The sequence below is a fragment of the Streptomyces sp. NPDC003027 genome (assembly GCF_053591435.1).
In genome coordinates this window covers 194,629-211,009 of the sequence record NZ_JBSFTU010000003.1, presented here as the reverse complement: position 1 = coordinate 211,009, position 16,381 = coordinate 194,629, and the positions used below count along the sequence as shown (strand labels likewise).

Here is a 16,381-nt window from a genome sequence, read left to right as displayed (position 1 = left end):
CCGGGCCCGCGTCAAGGCGCGCTGAGCACCGTCTCGCCGACGTCGACGAAACCGGGCTTCTGCGCCACGAGCCGCCCCTGGCGGACCACTTGGAACGTCACCTCGCCGTTGACGATCCGCGGGAAGCCGGGGGCTCCGAGCATGTCCTCGTAGTGCCAGCGCAGTTCGGGCGTGAGACCGCCGGTGTCGATCCGTACCCCCCGGTCGAGGGCGTGCGAGACGGCGCTCGCCGAGATCGATTCGCTGTCGAGCGACTCGATCACCTGCCTCAGGACGGTGTAGGCGATCCAGGTCGTCTGGACGCCCGCGTCGGCCGGGTCCACGCGGTTGTCGGCGAAGGCGTGCTCCTGGATGACCTTGCGCATCGGCGTCCAGCGGGCGTCGTTCGCCTCCGGGTACCAGCCGGTGACGTACGCACCCTCGAAGGGGCTGCGCGCGCCGCCCGTGCGGTCGATGACGGGCTGGCTGACGCTGCCGAGCACCGAGGAGATCCGTACGCGGGACGGGTTCTCGGAGCCCTGGCCGGCCTGTCCTGCCTGCCCCTCCCCGTCGTCGTCCGCGGGCAGCCGGCGGAAGGAGTCGAAGAACGTCTGGGTGCGCTCGCCGAGCACGGCGGCGACGCAGCCGTTCCTCCCTCCGGCCTTGCTGCGGGCGCGCCCGGCCGGCTGGGTGTACTCGGCGGCGTCCTCCAGCGCCGGGATGTCCGTGGCGCTCCCGTGCCGGGACGTGCGCAGACCGGAGTTGAGGAGGTCGGGCAGCTTGTCGCCGGCGATGGTGTCGGGACGGACGAGCGAGACCTTGCGGCAGGACTCGGCGAGCTGCATGCCGTGGCCGGCGAGGAGGGACGCCTGGCCGCCGTTGACGGGGTAGGAGAGCGGGCTGGTGAACTCGTCCTCGGAGATGCCGTAACCGCCGATGTACGGGATTCCGGCTGCCTCCAGAGGCGCCATGAAGGCGCGCCCGTTCTGGCTGTAGGAGCCGACCACGGCGACGACCTTCTCGCGGACGGCCCGGCGCGCGCAGGCCGCGGCGCCGGCGGAGGTGTTCTGCTCGTTGCAGGTGAGGATGCGCAGCTCGTGGCCGTCGATGCCGCCGTGGGCGTTCGCCCAGCGGGCGTACGCCTGGGCCATGGCGGGCATTCCGGGCATGTTGGTGGCGCGGGTTCCGTCGGGGGCCCACGTCATCACCGTGACGGGCTCCCTGGAGCCCCCCGTGGTCCCAGGGAGCACGCCACAGCCGGCGAGCAGCGACGCCCCGGCCGCTGCCGTCGTGACATACGCGAGGAGTGAGGTCAGTCGCCTACCGGTCATGGGCATGCACAATTCCGCCTCACGGGTAACGCGGGAGTGAGCATGGTTCAACGCTGGGTGACACGAAGGTGAATTGCGGGGGCCGGTCCGTCCGTGGGGATGGGGAACGTACGATCGAAACGTGTCCAGTCCACTCTCCAGTTCGGTGAACTCTTCCCGTCGCGGCCGTCGCTCCTCCACCATGGGCGGCATGCCGCTCAATGACATGCCGTGGTGGCGCTGGCGCAGCAATGTGCGCTCGGCGCTGCACATGCTCTCCGACCCCGGGTTCCACGAGACGACCTGGCTGGCGGGCCACGAGGGGTACGGCGATGTCACCGACGCCGTCTACCGCCTGGTCGAGGACACCTGGCTGGACAACTGGTCCGCCGAGAAGTACGTCGGGACGATCTTCCGCGACTCAGGTGAGGCCGCCCTGGTGGACGTGGCCGTGCTGCGCGTGCTGCGGATCATGCACCAGGTGGGCCCGGACGCCCCGGTCTCGGCGTACATGGAGCACCACGGCTGGCCGGAGGCGGTACGCGCGGCCCGCGAGGCACACGTACGGATGGCGTCGGCGGACGGCGAGGACCCGGACGTACCGCCGCGCTCCCTCGACGTGCTCCGCATCATGACGCGGTCCGCCTGACGGACGCCGTCCCGGGCGGCCCCGCGCCGTGTGGCAGGCTAATGGGATGACCGACCAGTACGTCCTCACTCTTTCCTGCCCCGACAAACAGGGCATCGTGCACGCCGTGTCGAGCTACCTCTTCATCACGGGTTGCAACATCGAGGACAGCCAGCAGTTCGGAGACCGGGACACGGGTCTCTTCTTCATGCGGGTCCACTTCTCGGCGGAGGCGCCGGTCACGGTGGACAAGCTGCGGGCGAGCTTCGCGGCGGTGGGCGACTCGTTCGGGATGGACTGGCAGATCAACCGGGCCGACCAGCGCATGCGCGTCGTGCTGATGGTGTCGAAGTTCGGGCACTGCCTGAACGACCTGCTGTTCCGCTCGCGGATCGGGGCGCTGCCCGTCGAGATCGTGGCGGTCGTCTCCAACCACACCGACTTCGCGGAGCTGGTGGGCTCGTACGACATCCCGTTCCGGCACATTCCGGTCACGAAGGACAACAAGCCGCAGGCTGAGGCGGAGCTCCTGGAGCTGGTCCGCTCCGAGGAGGTCGAGCTGGTGGTGCTCGCCCGCTACATGCAGGTGCTCTCCGACGATCTGTGCAAGCAGCTGTCGGGCCGGATCATCAACATCCACCACTCCTTCCTGCCGAGCTTCAAGGGCGCGAAGCCGTACCACCAGGCGCACGCGCGCGGCGTGAAGCTGATCGGCGCGACCGCCCACTACGTGACGGCGGACCTCGACGAGGGCCCGATCATCGAGCAGGAGGTCGAGCGCGTGGGCCACGAGGTCACCCCGGACCAGCTGGTGGCGGTCGGCCGCGACGTGGAGTGCCAGGCGCTGGCGCGCGCGGTGAAGTGGCACGCGGAACGCCGCATCCTCCTCAACGGCCGCCGCACGGTGGTCTTCGCGTAGGGCCTCTCGTTCGAAAGACCCTAGGCCTGCCGCCCGGTCGCGGGCTCCGGCCCCTCCGCTTCGGCCCCCGTCTCTCGCCCTGCCCTCGGCGGCGCTATGGTTCCGCTCAAGATCGCGTACACCTGAGGGGGACCACATGATCGGAACGCGCACCATAGGCTCCGTCCTGGCCACCGCCGCGCTGGCGGCCACGACCGTCGTCGGGGCCGCCGGGGGTGCCTCCGCCGCGCAGGAGCCGGCGTTCAGTGTCAGGAACGCCAACAGCGGGCAGTGCCTGCTGGTCCAGGGCTTGGAGAACGGCAACACCGCCGTGCAGTACGAGTGCGGCGACTGGGCCGATCAGAAGTGGGTGCTCGACGAGACCTATGTCGAGCACCCCGGCGGCTACCGCCTCAAGAACGTCAACAGCGGCAAGTGCCTGGTCGTGCAGGGCATGGAGAACGGCAACACCGCCATGCAGTACGACTGCGGCGAGTGGCGCGACCAGCTGTGGCAGAAGATCGCCGTCACGGACGACACCTTCAAGCTGCGGAACCTCAACAGCCGCAAGTGCCTGGTCGTACAGGGCCACGACTACGGCAGCCGGGTGTTCCAGTACGACTGCGAGGACCACGCCGACCAGAACTGGTACATCCGCTGACGCACGATGTCACGGTGCCCGACGCGGGACGTCGGGCACCGTGACATCGCGCGTTCCGCCGGACAGACCCTAGAGGCGGCTCAGGTTGGCCGCGGCGAAGAGGACGTCGCGGATCGCCTCCCGGTCGCCGTCCTGGCCCGCCGCCGCCTCTCCCGGAGGGACGTGGCCCGCCACGAGCTGGCAGAACTCGACGCCGTCCATCGCCACCTGTGCCACCGCGTGATCGGGTGAGCCGACGGCCGCCGGGGAGTCCAGGGCGATGTACCAGTGGCCGCCGCCCGCGCCCTCGACCTCCAGATGGAGCGAGCGGCCCGGGGCGCCCGCCGTCACCAGGTGGCGGGGCGGACCGGCCAGGCCCGAGCGGCGACGTTCGGCCAGGGCCGCCGGAAGCAGCCGGGCCGCCAGGTCGATCATGCCGTGCAGATGCGCCCCGCTGGGCGGCTCGTACGGATAGTCCACCGCGTTCGCGATGTCCTCCGCGTGCACCCAGCACTCGAAGGCCCGCTCGAGCAGCGAGTCCCGCAGGGGGAGCGCGAAGTCCCCGTACGTCACCGTCAGGTCAGCGACGCCCCGGCCCGCGAACGACACCGTGCGGATCAGTGTGTGCGTCTGCTCGCGCCACGGCTCGCGGATCCGGCGCGTCGGCGGGTGGTACGCGCCCCTCCAGTACGCCTCCGTGCGCTCCGTCGGCGTCAGATCCCGGCCCGCCACGCCCAGCGGGTCGTCCAGGCCCAACGCCGTCGAGACCAGGCCGTCCACGGTCAGCAGATGTCCGATCACTCCCGCCACGGTCGTCCTGCGGCTCACCGGGCCTTCGCCCTCGAACCACTTCAGGCGCACCGGGGCGTGCCACTCCGATTCGCCGATGTCGCGCAGCAGCGCGTCCAGCCGGGCCGACTCCGCGTCGTACGGAGTCGCCCAGGCGGGCACCGGGATACGGGCGGGGCGGCGGCCGAGGCAGTTCTCCAGGACCCGGGAGCGCAGCAGCGGATCGAGGTCGAGGTCCCGCTCGGCGTGCAGCAGGCCGACCGCGTCACGCAGGCGCAGCGCCTCGTCCGCGCACGGGGCGCACTCCGTCAGGTGCTCCTCCACGGCCTGGGTCTCCTCCGGCGAACACGCGGACAGCGCCCACGCCCCGAGGAGGGACTTGAGCACGGCGTGCGTCGGAAGGGACGGAGGGGACGGCGGCGGGGGTGGCGGAGGCGCTACGGCCTCGGCCACGGACTCGGTCACGAGCTCCGCCACAGGCTCCGGCTCCGCCCGTACCTCGGCGTCCGGCCGTACCTCGGCGTCCGGCCGTACCTCGGCGTCCGGCCGTACCGCCGCCTCCGGCCCTGTCCGTACCGCGCCCGACAGGTCCGCGTGGTCGTCCGCCGCCCACCGCGGCCCCGGTATCCGTGGAGCGCGTGCGACCTCGTCCGGGTCGTCGTTCGCCCCGCTCACAGCGTGCGTCCGTAACCGGGCGGCGAGGACCCCTCCAGCGGGCGGGTGTTCGCCGTCGACAGCAGCTGCAGACCGAGCCGCAGCCGGCGCCGCGCCTCGTCCTCCGTGACCCCGAGGTCGGCAGCCGTCTGGCGGTAGTCGCGCCGCTGGAAGTAGGCCAGTTCCAGCGCGGCGCGCAACGGAGCAGGCATCGACGTGACGATGTAGTCCGCGCGGGCCGCGACCGAGGCCCGCCGCACCTTCTGCTCCAGCTCCTCCGCCGAACCCTCGCCGGTCTCCGCGTACGCCGTCGCCTCCGTCTGCCGCAGCCGGTGCACGGCCTGCCGCTGGGTCAGCTTGGCCACCCAGGAGCGCATGTTGCCCTGCCTGGGGTCGTACGCGTCGGGGTTCTCCCAGATGTAGCCGAAGACCTCGCGGGTGACCTGGTCGGCGGCCGCGTCGTCGTCGAGCACGCGGTGGGCGAGGCTGTGCACCAGGGAGGCGAACCGGTCGTACAGCTCTCCGAGCGCGGCCGCCTCACCGCGCGCCAGCCGCTGCTGCATCCTGCGGTCCCAGCGCGGTGGTGTGTCCTTCGCCATACGAAGCCCTCCGGAGCTCTTCGGCTGCCCTCCCGACCCGAGTTCACCGTCCAAAGTAATGGGCCGCGCCGTTGTGCACCCCCCTTTGCGACAAGTGCGCCCCCCGGCGGAGCCGGGATGGTAAGGAAAGCGTCAAGCCGGGACAGAGGGGTTTCAGGGTGTCGAGGCAGGGCAGCCGGAGGGACAGGAAGGCCTGCCTCCGCTTGAAGGGCGCGATGCGTGACGCTCCATGTCGACGAAGACGAGCAAGGCCCTTGGACCGTGCTGCGCGTCCAGGGCGAACTCGACCTGGTCACCTCGCCGCAGGTCCGCAGACATGTGCACGACGCCGTCGCGGGTGGGCGGCACCATGTCGTCCTGGACCTGTCCGGCGTGCTGTTCTGCGACTCCAGCGGGGTGGGTGTGCTGATCGCCACCCGTCGGCTGATGCGTTCCTGCGGCGGCCGGCTGCACATGGTGCTCCCCGCGCGCGGTGAGCTGGAAGGCTCGCACGTCAACCGGGTCATGGCAGCGCTCGGCGTCCGGCGCCTCTTCGATGTGTACGCGGACGCCGCCGACGCGGTCGACGAGCGGGCGCGGCCCCTCCCCGTGGACTCCCTCGCCGGACAGACCGCCTCCGTGCCCGAACAGTCCTCCCCGTCACGGCGCCTGGCCGCTCCGCCCCTCTCGGCATAGCGGCCCTCCCCGTCGTAAGGTCCGCACATGCAGCCCATGGAACCCGAGCAGCAACCTGTGCAGCAGCTCCACCAGCGCCGGATCGCCTCCCGCTTCGCCGCGTTCGACCAGGACGGTGACGGGACGATCTCGCGCGAGGACTTCAGTACGGCGGCGAAACGGCTCCTCACGGAGTTCGACACATCCTTCCGCTCCGACAAGGGCCAGGCGCTGGTCACCGGCGCGGAGGCGTTCTGGCAGGGCCTGGCGGGGATGGCGGACGTCGACGGAGACCAGCGGGTGAGCCAGCAGGAGTTCGTCGGCGGCGCGATCAAGCGGCTGCACGACCACCCCGACCGCTTCGCCGAGATCGCCCGCCCCTTCCTGCGCGCCCTGCTGGTCCTCGCCCCCACCCGGGCCGACGTGGAGCGCGCGCTGCGCGCGCTCGGCATCGCCCCGGAGGCGGCCGCGCTGAGCGCCCGGTCGCTGCCGACCGACGACTCGGGACGGGTCGAGGAGGAGGCGGCCGTGTCCGCGTTCGCCCGCTACTTCATGACGGAGGACCGGCCGGACGCCTCCTAGGGCCCGCCTGGAGGAGGTGGAGGCGGTCGCCCCGCAACCGCCGCCGCCGCCGCTGTGCCGCCGCCGGGACTCCGGCGCTCACGGAGCGTCGATATCGGGTTGTGTCCTTCGGGAGGGCCGTCACGGCCCGGAGTCGGGGCCCTGCTCCGGTACCCTCCGTGGGATGCGAGTGGTTGAGAGCCCGGTTCGTCCCGGTGCTGCCCGTGCGGCGGCTCCGGCGCGGGGAATGCCCGCCGCTCGCGCCCCGTGGAGGCGCTGTGCGCGCCCTTGTTCGACTATCCGCAGCGTGCGTCGCACAGTATGGACCATGCGTACTCCTTCGCGCTGGAATATGCCTGAAGCGCTTGTTGCGGTGACTGTACGTCAACCATGCTGCTTCACAAGGAATTCACGTTCCGTAAGGGCGTCGATGGCTGTGAGGCGCGAGGCGATGTGTCCGCCGGTTCGGATGGTGTGAGCGGTGCAGGTGCTTCAGGTTCAGTTGGAAGTCGGGCCCGACCCGGCAGAGGTGGGACGAGCCCGGCGATGGGCCCGTTCGAGGCTCGCGGGATCGGGCATAGAGGATGACGAGCCGCTGGCCGAGACGCTGGTGCTGCTCATCTCCGAGCTCGTGACCAACGCCGTGGTGCACACCGGCTGTCCGGCCGTGCTGCGGATGCTGTTCGGCGCGGGCGTCCCGGAGGCCGGGACGGTGAGGGTCGAGGTCGCCGACCGGAGCGACCGGCCGCCGCGACCGCGCCACGCGGAGGGCGAGGACTGCAACGGGCGCGGCCTGGAGCTGGTGGACGGCCTGGCCGACCGGTGGGGGTGGCAGCGCGAGGGCATGGGCAAGAGCATCTGGTGCGAGGTGGACCGGGGAGCGCCGATGGCGCCCTCGGCCGTCCCGCCCTCCGCCGGCCCTTCCGTCACCGCCACGCTCCCCGCCGCCCCTTCGGCCTCGTCCTCCGCTTCGACTTCCGTCTCCGCGGCGCGCTGTTGACGGTTCGTGGGGATTTGTTCACCCTAGGGTGAGCGATTCGTCGCGAGGGGAGTCGAGGGCGGAAGCCCTCGACGAGTACGGATCGCGACCGGGTGGCGGCCTCCCCCGCAGTGCGGCAGTGATGTGCGCGCGGGGGATCCCCATGCGCCGCGCTCGCCGTGCTCGGGGCGCGCGCGAGCGCGCCGCCACCCGTCAAGGCGCCCGTCAAGAAGGAAGGCGTACCGCCCCCGCGCGGAAGGTCCGGCGGTAGGCGCTCGGCGTCACCCCGATCGCCGCCTGGAGGTGGGAGCGCAGCGACTGCGAGGTGCCGAAACCGGCGTCCCGCGCGACCTGGTCGACCGGCAGATCCGTCGACTCCAGGAGGTGCCGGGCGCGTTCCACCCGCTGCCGGGTCAGCCACTGCCCCGGGCTGACCCCCACCTCCTCCCGGAAGCGGCGGGTGAACGTCCGTACGCTCATCGACTCCCGTGCCGCCAGGTCCCGTAGCTGGATCGGCTCGTGCAGCCGCGCCAGCGCCCACGCCCGCGCCGCCGTCGTGGTCGCCGTCCCCGGCTCCGGCAGCGGGCGCGCGATGTACTGCGCCTGGCCGCCGTCCCGGTGCGGCGGTACGACGGTCCTGCGAGCCACCTCGTTGGCGACGCCCGTGCCGTGGTCCTTGCGCACGATGTGCAGGCAGAGGTCGAGCCCGGCGGCCACGCCCGCCGAGGTCAGCACGTCCCCGTCGTCGACGAACAGGACGTCCGCGTCGACCCGCACGCTCGGGAAGAGCCGCTGGAAGTGCGCGGCCGAGGCCCAGTGCGTGGTGGCGGGCCGGCCGTCGAGGTATCCGGCGGCGGCCAGGACGTACCCGCCCGTGCAGATGGACACCAGCCGGGTGCCGGGCCGGATGTGGGCGAGGGCGGCGGCCAGCTCGTCGGTCAGCCGTCCCTCCTCGTAGACCGGCCCGAGTTCGTAGGAGGCCGGGACGACGACGGTGTCCGCCGTGGCGAGCGCCTCCGGGCCGTGGTCGACGTGGATGGAGAAGTCCGCGTCCGTGGGGACCGGGCCGGGGACCGCGGCGCAGGTCACGATCGTGTACAGCGGACGGCCCGCCGAGTCCTTGGCGCGGCCGAAAATCCGGTGGGGAATGCCCAGTTCGAAGGGGAGGAGGCCGGGCAGGGCGAGGACGACGACGCGATGCGGCACAAGAAATCCCCTTGGTGGTCCAGACCAGTTGGTGCTAGAAGTCGGGTCCGTGACGGACAAGCAATCGGAGCACTGCTCGTACAAGTCTGAGGTGCGGGAGCCCATTCCCGCGCCGGTCGGGGCACCCACCCTCTGGAACCGTAACTTCCGCCTCTTCTTCACCGCCCGCGCGGCCGCCGTTTTCGGCGAGGGCATGGTGCCCGTCGCCCTCGCCGCCGGACTGCTCGGAGCGGGGCACTCCGGCTCCTCCGTCGGATACGCGCTCGGTGCCTGGATCGGCCCCTTCGCGCTCTTCGTGGTCGTCGGCGGCGTCCTCGCGGACCGTTTCACCGCCCGTCGGATGATGATCCTCGCCGATGTGCTGCGGCTGCCCGGCGCGGCCGTCCTCGCCGTCTCCTTCGCCGCAGGCGGCCCGCCCCTGTGGAGCGTGTACGCGCTCTCCGCCGTCAGCGGCGTCTGCGCGGCGCTCTTCCAGCCCGGGGTCGCCTCCACGATCCCGCGCGTCGCCCCCGACGTGCAGCGCGCCAACGCCGTCCTGCGGGTGGTCGAGTCCCTGATGACCATGGCGGGACCGGCCGTGGCCGGCCTCCTCGTCGCGCTCTCCGGCGCGGGAGTCGCCTTCGCCGCCAACGGCCTGACCCTCGCGGTCAGCGCCCTCTGCCTCGGCCTGATGCGGATTACCCCGGTCCCCGGCGACACGGCCGCGCGGGGCTCTCTCCGCGCCGAGATGGCCGTCGGCTGGCGGGAGTTCACGGCCCGGAGCTGGCTGTGGGGGGTGATCGCGATCTGGACGGTGTACGGACTGACGGTCGCCGGGCCGATGGTGCCGCTGACCGCCACCCTCGTCACCGGGGACCACGGCTCGGCGGCGTACGGCGTGCTGATGGCGGTCAACGGCGCGGGCAGCGCGGCCGGCGGTCTGCTCGCGCTGCGGCTGCGCCCGCGCCGCCCGCTGGCGGCCGGAGCGGTGGCGCTGCTCGGTCTCCCGGTGAACCTCGCCCTGCTCGCTTCGGGCGCGTCCGTGGCGGTCCTCGGCGTGGGGCAGTTCCTGGGCGGGGCGGCGTTCGCGTTCTGGCTGGTGATGTGGTCGACCTCGGTCCAGACGCATGTGCCGCAGGACGCGCTGAACCGCATGCACGCGTACGACGTGGCCGGTTCGCTGCTGATGATGGCGGCGGGCCGCGCGCTGGCGGGCCCGGTGGCCGAGGCGGTGGGGACGGAGGAGGTGCTGCTGGCGGGAGCGGGGGCTGCGGTGCTGGTGGTGGTGGCGTTGCTGGTGGTACGGCCGATCAGGAGGCTGCCGAGGGTGTGACCGCTCCGGGCCGCCCCCGGGCCGCCCCCGGGCCGCCCCCGGGCCGGTCCTGACCCTGGGCCGGTCCCTGACGGGCCGGCCCCCGGCCCGATCCCTGGCTGGACCCCTGGCCTGATCTCTGCTCTGCTCCGTGGCCCGATCCTTGCGAAAGCTGTCATCCGGGCCAGTGGTCGGGGCAGCCGCCGCTCACGATGCTGTGTGACGTGACCCAGACAACCGAGACCGCCTCCTCGCCGCCCGCCCCCCTCCGTACCCCGCGAGTGCACCGTGCCTGGTTCGTCGCGGCCGTCACCTTCGTCACGATCATCGGCGCCGCGGCCTTCGCCTCGCTGCCCGGACTGCTGATCGAGCCCCTGCACCGCGACTTCGCCTGGTCGCGCGGCACGATCGGCTTCGCGGTCTCGGTGAACCTCGCGCTGTACGGCCTGACGGCACCGTTCGCCGCGGCGCTGATGGACCGGTTCGGCATCCGCCGGGTCGTCGCCCTCGCGCTGAGCGTGATCGCCCTCGGCTCCCTGCTGACCGTGTGGATGACGGCGGCCTGGCAGCTCGTGCTGTTCTGGGGCGTCCTCGTCGGTCTCGGCAGCGGCTCGATGGCCCTGGCGTTCGCCGCGACGGTGACCAACCGGTGGTTCGTCGCCCGGCGCGGCCTGGTGACCGGCATCCTCACCGCCGCCGGCGCCTCCGGCCAGCTCGTCTTCCTGCCGCTGCTGGCCTGGCTGGTGGAGAACCACGGCTGGCGCCCGGCCTCGGTGACCGTCTCCCTGGCCGCCCTCGCGGTCGTCCCCTTCGTCTGGCTGCTGCTGCGCGACCACCCGGCGGACGTCGGCCTCGCGCCCTACGGCGGCGAGTACGCCGAGAAGCCGGCCCCGGTGCCGGGCGCCGCCCGCCGGGCGGTCGCGGTGTTGCTCAAGGCCGCCCGCACCGGCCCCTTCTGGCTGCTCGCCGGGACCTTCGCGATCTGTGGCGCCTCCACGAACGGTCTGGTCAAGACGCACTTCGTGCCCGCCGCCCACGACCACGGCATGCCGATCACGGCGGCGGCCTCGCTCCTGGCCGTCATCGGCGTCTTCGACGTCGTCGGCACGATCGCCTCGGGCTGGTTCACCGACCGCTTCGAGTCCCGGCGCCTGCTGGCCGTGTACTACGCGCTGCGCGGTGTGTCCCTGCTCTTCCTGCCCCTGCTGCTCGCGCCCTCGGTCCACCCTCCGATGGTCTTCTTCATCGTCTTCTACGGCCTCGACTGGGTCGCCACGGTCCCGCCGACGATCGCCCTGTGCCGCGAGCACTACGGCGAGGACAGCGCGATCGTCTTCGGCTGGGTCCTCGCCTCCCACCAGGTGGGCGCGGCCGTGGTCGCCTTCGCGGGCGGTGTGGCCCGGGACGTCTTCGGCTCGTACGACGTCGTCTGGTACGCCTCGGGCGGCCTGTGCGCGGCGGCCGCCCTGATGGCCCTGGTGATCCGGCGGCGACCGGCGGCGGCGAGCACCGCGGCGTGAAGCGGCCGTGGGCGGTCGGCGGGCAGCCGCTCGCCGTCCCGTACCGCCCGGAGCCGTGGCCCCGGGCGGTGCTCCACGGCCGTGGGCGCACCGGCCGAGCTGGGGTATCGGACGGCGTGGCCGCCAATTTGGCGTGTCCCATCACCTCGCCATTGAAGCTGACGAGGTGTCAGATAGGAACCTCCCGGACCTTCCGGGGCGCCCCGGCCGCGCACGGCTCAGATCAGCGCGTCCTTGTACGCGATGTTCACCCGGCGGTCGCCCGACTCCCCGGACGCGAAGCCGAAGGACAGCCGGGGCAGATAGCCACCGGGCCGCGCCGGGTCGGGGACGAGCATGATGTTCATGCCCTCCGGCTCCCGGTAGACCAGGCTCTTCAGGGCGCGGGTGAGAGCACGCTCCGAGGTTCCGGTGTTCAGATCGACCTTGGTGATGTACGTGGTGCCCTCGTCCGTCGTGTCGGTCGGCCCGCCGCTGGTGTACGCCCCGCCCTCCAGCATGTACATGTACGAGCCGTAGAGGCAGAACCCCTGCGAGGAGTACACCGGCCTGGGCAGGTCGGCGAAGTGGTGCAGCGGCGCGCCCAGCGGTGCGGCGACCGCCGTGTCCAGGTCCCAGACCGCGCACTGCAACTGCCCGTTGCGGTTGAACCGCACCATCACCCGGCGGTGGTGCATGTCGACGACCGGCCGCGGCGCGCTCAGCGTCGTCCCGGCGCCCGGCAGCTTGAGCGGGTCGGGCGTACGGTCCTTGAAGTCCATGGCCGTACGGTCCGCGGCACTGTCCCAGTGGAAGCTGCGCGGCGGCTGGTCGGCCGCCGGGCCCATGTACTTGATCCGGCACAGCTTGGTGCCGAAGCCGGTGTCGCCCGCCGCGTTCGGCTCCGAGTCGTACTCGATCCAGATGTACGGAGCGGAGCCCGCGGCCGTCGGCTCGATGCCGATCTGGGCGGCGTGCCCGAAGCCGCGCAGGTACATCCGGCCGAGCTTGGTCGAACCGTCCGCGCTCAGCTTGGTGATGGCGATGTCGCCCTCGCGCTTGCGCGTCGCGTAGGACACCCCGTCACCCGGGTTGTACATGACCTGGGCGACGTACCAGTGCTTGTTGATGTGGTCGTAGCCCGCGCACTGCATCACCGTGGGGCACCAGGCCTGTTTGTGCATGAACGCGGCGGTCGACCCGTCGGCGAGGTCGAAGGACAGCGATCCGGGCAGTGCCGTGGCACCGGCTTCCCCGGTCAGGCTCCGCGCCTGTGCCGGCGAGGCCGCGGCCCCGCCCAGCACCAGGGCGGCGGCGGCACCCCCGCCGAGCCGTATGAGCCTTCGTCGACTGACCGGATCCGTACCGAAAGCGCTCATCATGTTCCCCTCGTGTCACAGACGTTGAGGGGACAACCTACGTCGCCAAGCGCCCGCCCGCACGCGGTGAACAAGCCTGGATCGCGTCCGGAGGTCTCGCCTGGTGCGCGACGCCCCTACCGGCCCCGGTCGCCCGCCACGGTGGTGCCCGGTGTCCCGGGATGCCGGGCACCGCGCTCGCGTCGCTCAGGGCCTCGCGGACGGCTTCGCGGCCCGGCGGGCGATGCCCCGGGCGATCTTCTCCGCGTCGATCGCCATCTCCCGCAGCATCCCGCTGATGGGGTTGGTGAACCCGGTGAAGTAGAGCCCGGGCGCCCGGCGCGAGGTGCGGGCGCCGTGCGTCATCGGCAGCCCCCGGTCGTCGAGCACGTCCAGGTGGCCGACGAGGGGTTCCAGGGCCCGGCGGTATCCCGTCGCGGCGATCACGGCGTCCGGGCCTATCCGGGTCCCGTCCGCGAGCACGACCTTGTCCCCCTCGAAGGACTCCACCGCGGCGACCACCTCCACCTTCCCGGCGCGTACGGCGTCGATCAGGCCCACGTCCTGCACCGGGATCGCCCCCTCGCGCACCCGCGAGTACAGCCCCGTGTCCGGGCGCGGAAGGCCGTGCTCGGACAGGTCCGGTACGGAGACCCGGGCCACCAGCGCGCCCGCCCGGTCCACCAGGCGCACCGGCAGCCGGCGCACCAGGATGCCCGTGCGCTGCGCGGGCCAGCCCGCCGTCGAGCGGCGCACGATGTGCGGCACCGTGCGCACCGCGAGCCGCACCCGCCCCGCCCCGCCGTCGGCGAGATCGGCCGCGATCTCGGCGCCGGTGTTCCCGGCGCCGACGACGAGCACGTCCCGGCCGGCGTAGGGCGAGGGGTCGCGGTACGCGCTCGCGTGCGCGAGTTCCCCGGCGTACGAGGGGAGGCCCGGCCAGTCGGGCAGGCGCGGGGTGTGGTTGTAGCCGGTGGCCACGACGACGGCCGCGCCGGTGAGCCGGCGTCCGCCGGTGGCGTGCAGGAGCCAGTTCTCGCCGTCCTCGGCGCGCTCGACACGGGAGACCTCGACGCCCGTCACGATCTCCAGATCATGGAATTCGGCGTACTTCTCCAGGTACCGCACGACGTCCGCGCGGGCGACCCAGCGGCCGAAGGAGCGGGGCATCGCGAGACCCGGGAGCGCGGACAGCCGGCGGGTGGTGTGCAGCCGCAGCCGGTCGTAGTGGGAGCGCCAGGACGCCCCGACGGCGTCCGACCTCTCCAGGACGACGGCCCGCACGCCCCGTCGGCGCAGGGCGGCGGCGACGGCGAGCCCGCCGGGGCCGCCCCCGATGACGTACACAGGGTGGCCGGGTCGGGCGTGGGGGGTGTGGTCCATGAATGCTGAGCGTAATGACGCGCTCACTTGTTGGGTCTCGGTCAAGAGGGGGTTCGGTTGCGAAATGGTCACGCGTGCAAGGGCCTTGCGCGCGTGGTGTGAAGTCATGGCGGAACTGACATACCGTCAGATGTGTTGTCGCGGACGAGTCCGGAGAAGAGACCGGGAGGTCACGTTCCGGGCAGAGGGCGGATTCCGGCACCCGGTCTTCACGCCGCGACGACGGTGACCCGCTCGCCGCAGAGCTTGATCAGGTCGTCCGCGTCGGATGTGACGATGATCCGGGGCCCGCTGTAGCCGAGAGCCGTGGCTGCCACGACGGAGTCGATCGCGTACTTGTGGCCGTGCAGGTTCGCGTTGCGCAGCAGGTCCAGGGCGCGCCAGGTGATCGTCTCTCCGACGCCCAGTTCTGGATCTCCGGTGTCGGCGGGCCGATCTCCGCCTCCACGTCGTGGAGCAGCTCTTCGAGCCGGTCGCGCTGTATCCGCCGCTCGTCCGCGCGGCTCCGAACGAGTGGACTCGCCGGAACACGCCGGGCGGACGCCTCCGCGACGGGTACCGGTGGTCATGCCGCCTCCGAGCCCGTGACCTGGAAAGGCAACCCCGCCGTGCGACGACGTAGCCCCCACAGCCGCCTGTTCGCCGCAGCACTGCTCGCGGCGGCCGCGCTGACGCCGATGACGGCGGCCCCCGCCACGACCGTCCACGCCGCGCCCGCTCCGCCCGCGCCGACCGCCACGACACCCACGACGGCCCCACCCACCTCGCCCGCCGCGACGCCTCCGACCGCCACGACCGCGCCACCCACGCCGCTCGCCGCCACACCCCCGCCCGCCACGACCGCCGACTGGTACGACCACGACGACTGCCACCGGGACGGGTTCAGCGCCGAGCTGATGGCCCGGCTGGACAGGACGATCGAGGACGTCCGCCGGAAGGCGAAGATCCCCGGCGCGGTCGTCGGGCTCTGGATGCCGAACAAGGGGTGCTACGTCCGCGCGTCCGGCGTCGCCGACACCGCCACCCGCAAGCCGATGTTCGCCGACACCTTCGTCCGGATCGGCAGCGAGACCAAGACCTTCACGGTCACCGCGCTCCTCAAGCTCGTGGACGAGCGCCGCGTCCGGCTGGACGACCCGATCTCGAAGTACATCCTCGGCGTGCCGAACGGCCACCGGATCACGCTCCGCCACCTCGCCGAAATGCGCAGCGGACTGTTCCCGTACACCTCCGACCCGGACTTCCTCCGCGACCTGCTGAGCGACCCCCGGCGCACCTTCACCCCGTGGGAATCGCTCGCGTACGGCTTCAAGCACCCGAACACCTTCGCAAGCGGCAAGCGGTTCCAGTACTCCGACTCCAACCTCGTCCTGCTCGGCCTGGTGATCGAGAAGGCCAGCGGGACCAAGCTCGCCGACTTCATCGGCAAGCGGGTGCTCGGCCCGGCCCAACTGCGCCACACGCTCTTCCCCGAGGGCGCCGAGTTCCCCGAACCGCGCGTGCGCGGCTACACCGACCGGACCAAGAGCGGTGCGGTCGCGGACGCCACGGACTGGAACCCGAGTTGGGCGTCGGCGGCCGGGGCGATGATCTCCAACCTGCACGACCTCCACCGCTGGGCCAAGATCCTCGCCACCGGGGAGCTGCTCAACCCCGAGACCCAGGCAGAGCGGCTCAAGACGCTGCCGACCGGTGCCCCCGGCACCACCTACGGCCTCGGCATCTTCCAGACCAACGGATGGCTCGGGCACAACGGCTCGATCCCGGGCTACGAGACCGTCACCGTCTACCTGCCCGCGCAGAAGGCCACCCTCGTCATCATGATCAACACGGACGCCGAGAGCCAGGGCCAGGAACCGTCCACGCTCCTGGCTCGGGCGATCACGGCGGTCGCCACGCCGGGCAACGTCTACGACGGCGCGGTCGCCACCCCGTAGGCCGCCTCTCGTGCGG

At 72.2% G+C, this 16,381-nt stretch carries 14 protein-coding genes and 1 pseudogene; 9 read left to right on the top strand and 6 right to left on the bottom strand.

The features are described 5' to 3' along the window. Nucleotides 1-11: 11 nt before the first annotated feature. Nucleotides 12-1,310, bottom strand: a complete 1,299-nt coding sequence (locus ACWDX6_RS04275; RefSeq protein WP_451483393.1) for an ABC transporter substrate-binding protein — start codon at nt 1,308-1,310, stop codon at nt 12-14. A 181-nt stretch (nt 1,311-1,491) separates the two neighbouring features. Between ACWDX6_RS04275 and ACWDX6_RS04270 the strand changes: the two genes are divergently transcribed. The 3 genes from ACWDX6_RS04270 to ACWDX6_RS04260 all read left to right on the top strand — a co-directional run bounded on the left by ACWDX6_RS04270 (nt 1,492) and on the right by ACWDX6_RS04260 (nt 3,476). Beyond that, nucleotides 1,492-1,938 (top strand): SCO4402 family protein, encoded by a 447-nt coding sequence (locus ACWDX6_RS04270; protein ID WP_451483503.1) that lies wholly within the window; start codon nt 1,492-1,494, stop codon nt 1,936-1,938. A 46-nt stretch (nt 1,939-1,984) separates the two neighbouring features. Further along, nucleotides 1,985-2,836: a formyltetrahydrofolate deformylase gene (purU, locus tag ACWDX6_RS04265; RefSeq protein WP_403287761.1), complete on the top strand. Its 852-nt coding sequence runs from the start codon at nt 1,985-1,987 to the stop codon at nt 2,834-2,836. A 136-nt stretch (nt 2,837-2,972) separates the two neighbouring features. Further along, a complete protein-coding gene (locus ACWDX6_RS04260; protein WP_451483392.1) occupies nt 2,973-3,476 on the top strand; it encodes an RICIN domain-containing protein in 504 nt (167 codons plus the stop codon). A 69-nt stretch (nt 3,477-3,545) separates the two neighbouring features. Here the strand turns inward: ACWDX6_RS04260 and ACWDX6_RS04255 are convergent, their stop codons facing one another. Both ACWDX6_RS04255 and ACWDX6_RS04250 read right to left on the bottom strand, forming a co-directional pair. Further along, nucleotides 3,546-4,919: a zf-HC2 domain-containing protein gene (locus ACWDX6_RS04255; RefSeq protein ID WP_451483391.1), complete on the bottom strand. Its 1,374-nt coding sequence runs from the start codon at nt 4,917-4,919 to the stop codon at nt 3,546-3,548. After that, nucleotides 4,916-5,497 (bottom strand): sigma-70 family RNA polymerase sigma factor, encoded by a 582-nt coding sequence (locus tag ACWDX6_RS04250; protein WP_451483390.1) that lies wholly within the window; start codon nt 5,495-5,497, stop codon nt 4,916-4,918. Before ACWDX6_RS04250 ends, ACWDX6_RS04255 begins: the two co-directional genes overlap by 4 nt. Nucleotides 5,498-5,716: 219 nt before the next feature. Between ACWDX6_RS04250 and ACWDX6_RS04245 the strand changes: the two are divergent. The 3 genes and pseudogenes from ACWDX6_RS04245 to ACWDX6_RS04235 all read left to right on the top strand — a co-directional run. Then, a pseudogene (locus ACWDX6_RS04245) lies at nt 5,717-6,082 on the top strand (STAS domain-containing protein); the annotation flags it as partial. A gap of 117 nt (nt 6,083-6,199) precedes the next feature. Continuing rightward, nucleotides 6,200-6,733, top strand: a complete 534-nt coding sequence (locus ACWDX6_RS04240; protein ID WP_451483389.1) for an EF-hand domain-containing protein — start codon at nt 6,200-6,202, stop codon at nt 6,731-6,733. Between the two features lie 460 nt (nt 6,734-7,193). Then, the gene (locus ACWDX6_RS04235) at nt 7,194-7,712 is read left to right on the top strand and encodes an ATP-binding protein (RefSeq protein ID WP_451483388.1); all 519 of its coding nucleotides are present in this window, start codon (nt 7,194-7,196) and stop codon (nt 7,710-7,712) included. 204 nt (nt 7,713-7,916) lie between these two features. Here ACWDX6_RS04235 and ACWDX6_RS04230 read toward each other — a convergent pair whose 3' ends face one another. Next, nucleotides 7,917-9,002, bottom strand: coding sequence for a GlxA family transcriptional regulator (locus ACWDX6_RS04230; RefSeq protein WP_451483502.1), 1,086 nt, complete (start codon nt 9,000-9,002; stop codon nt 7,917-7,919). Here ACWDX6_RS04230 and ACWDX6_RS04225 point away from each other — a divergent pair. Then, nucleotides 8,989-10,209, top strand: a complete 1,221-nt coding sequence (locus ACWDX6_RS04225) for an MFS transporter (RefSeq protein ID WP_451483387.1) — start codon at nt 8,989-8,991, stop codon at nt 10,207-10,209. The genes ACWDX6_RS04230 and ACWDX6_RS04225 overlap by 14 nt on opposite strands. A 191-nt stretch (nt 10,210-10,400) precedes the next feature. Next, entirely contained in the window at nt 10,401-11,708 is a 1,308-nt protein-coding gene (locus ACWDX6_RS04220; RefSeq protein WP_451483386.1) for an MFS transporter, read from the top strand. A 218-nt stretch (nt 11,709-11,926) separates the two neighbouring features. Here the strand turns inward: ACWDX6_RS04220 and ACWDX6_RS04215 are convergent, their stop codons facing one another. Then, the gene (locus ACWDX6_RS04215; protein WP_451483385.1) at nt 11,927-13,066 is read right to left on the bottom strand and encodes a hypothetical protein; all 1,140 of its coding nucleotides are present in this window, start codon (nt 13,064-13,066) and stop codon (nt 11,927-11,929) included. 186 nt (nt 13,067-13,252) lie between these two features. Beyond that, the gene (locus tag ACWDX6_RS04210; protein WP_451483384.1) at nt 13,253-14,428 is read right to left on the bottom strand and encodes a flavin-containing monooxygenase; all 1,176 of its coding nucleotides are present in this window, start codon (nt 14,426-14,428) and stop codon (nt 13,253-13,255) included. A gap of 608 nt (nt 14,429-15,036) precedes the next feature. Between ACWDX6_RS04210 and ACWDX6_RS04205 the strand changes: the two genes are divergently transcribed. Further along, nucleotides 15,037-16,365, top strand: a complete 1,329-nt coding sequence (locus ACWDX6_RS04205; RefSeq protein ID WP_451483383.1) for a serine hydrolase domain-containing protein — start codon at nt 15,037-15,039, stop codon at nt 16,363-16,365. Nucleotides 16,366-16,381: the final 16 nt, after the last annotated feature.

Excerpts from the sequence above, each read along its gene's own strand:
- ACWDX6_RS04230 (WP_451483502.1), bottom strand. The coding sequence starts at position 9,002 with ATGGGCTCCCGCACCTCAGACTTGTACGAGCAGTGCTCCGATTGCTTG.
- ACWDX6_RS04220 (WP_451483386.1), top strand. The coding sequence starts at position 10,401 with ATGCTGTGTGACGTGACCCAGACAACCGAGACCGCCTCCTCGCCGCCC.
- ACWDX6_RS04240 (WP_451483389.1), top strand. The coding sequence starts at position 6,200 with ATGCAGCCCATGGAACCCGAGCAGCAACCTGTGCAGCAGCTCCACCAG.
- ACWDX6_RS04250 (WP_451483390.1), bottom strand. The coding sequence starts at position 5,497 with ATGGCGAAGGACACACCACCGCGCTGGGACCGCAGGATGCAGCAGCGG.
- purU (WP_403287761.1), top strand. The coding sequence starts at position 1,985 with ATGACCGACCAGTACGTCCTCACTCTTTCCTGCCCCGACAAACAGGGC.
- ACWDX6_RS04270 (WP_451483503.1), top strand. The coding sequence starts at position 1,492 with ATGGGCGGCATGCCGCTCAATGACATGCCGTGGTGGCGCTGGCGCAGC.
- ACWDX6_RS04260 (WP_451483392.1), top strand. The coding sequence starts at position 2,973 with ATGATCGGAACGCGCACCATAGGCTCCGTCCTGGCCACCGCCGCGCTG.
- ACWDX6_RS04215 (WP_451483385.1), bottom strand. The coding sequence starts at position 13,066 with ATGAGCGCTTTCGGTACGGATCCGGTCAGTCGACGAAGGCTCATACGG.
- ACWDX6_RS04275 (WP_451483393.1), bottom strand. The coding sequence starts at position 1,310 with ATGACCGGTAGGCGACTGACCTCACTCCTCGCGTATGTCACGACGGCA.
- ACWDX6_RS04210 (WP_451483384.1), bottom strand. The coding sequence starts at position 14,428 with ATGGACCACACCCCCCACGCCCGACCCGGCCACCCTGTGTACGTCATC.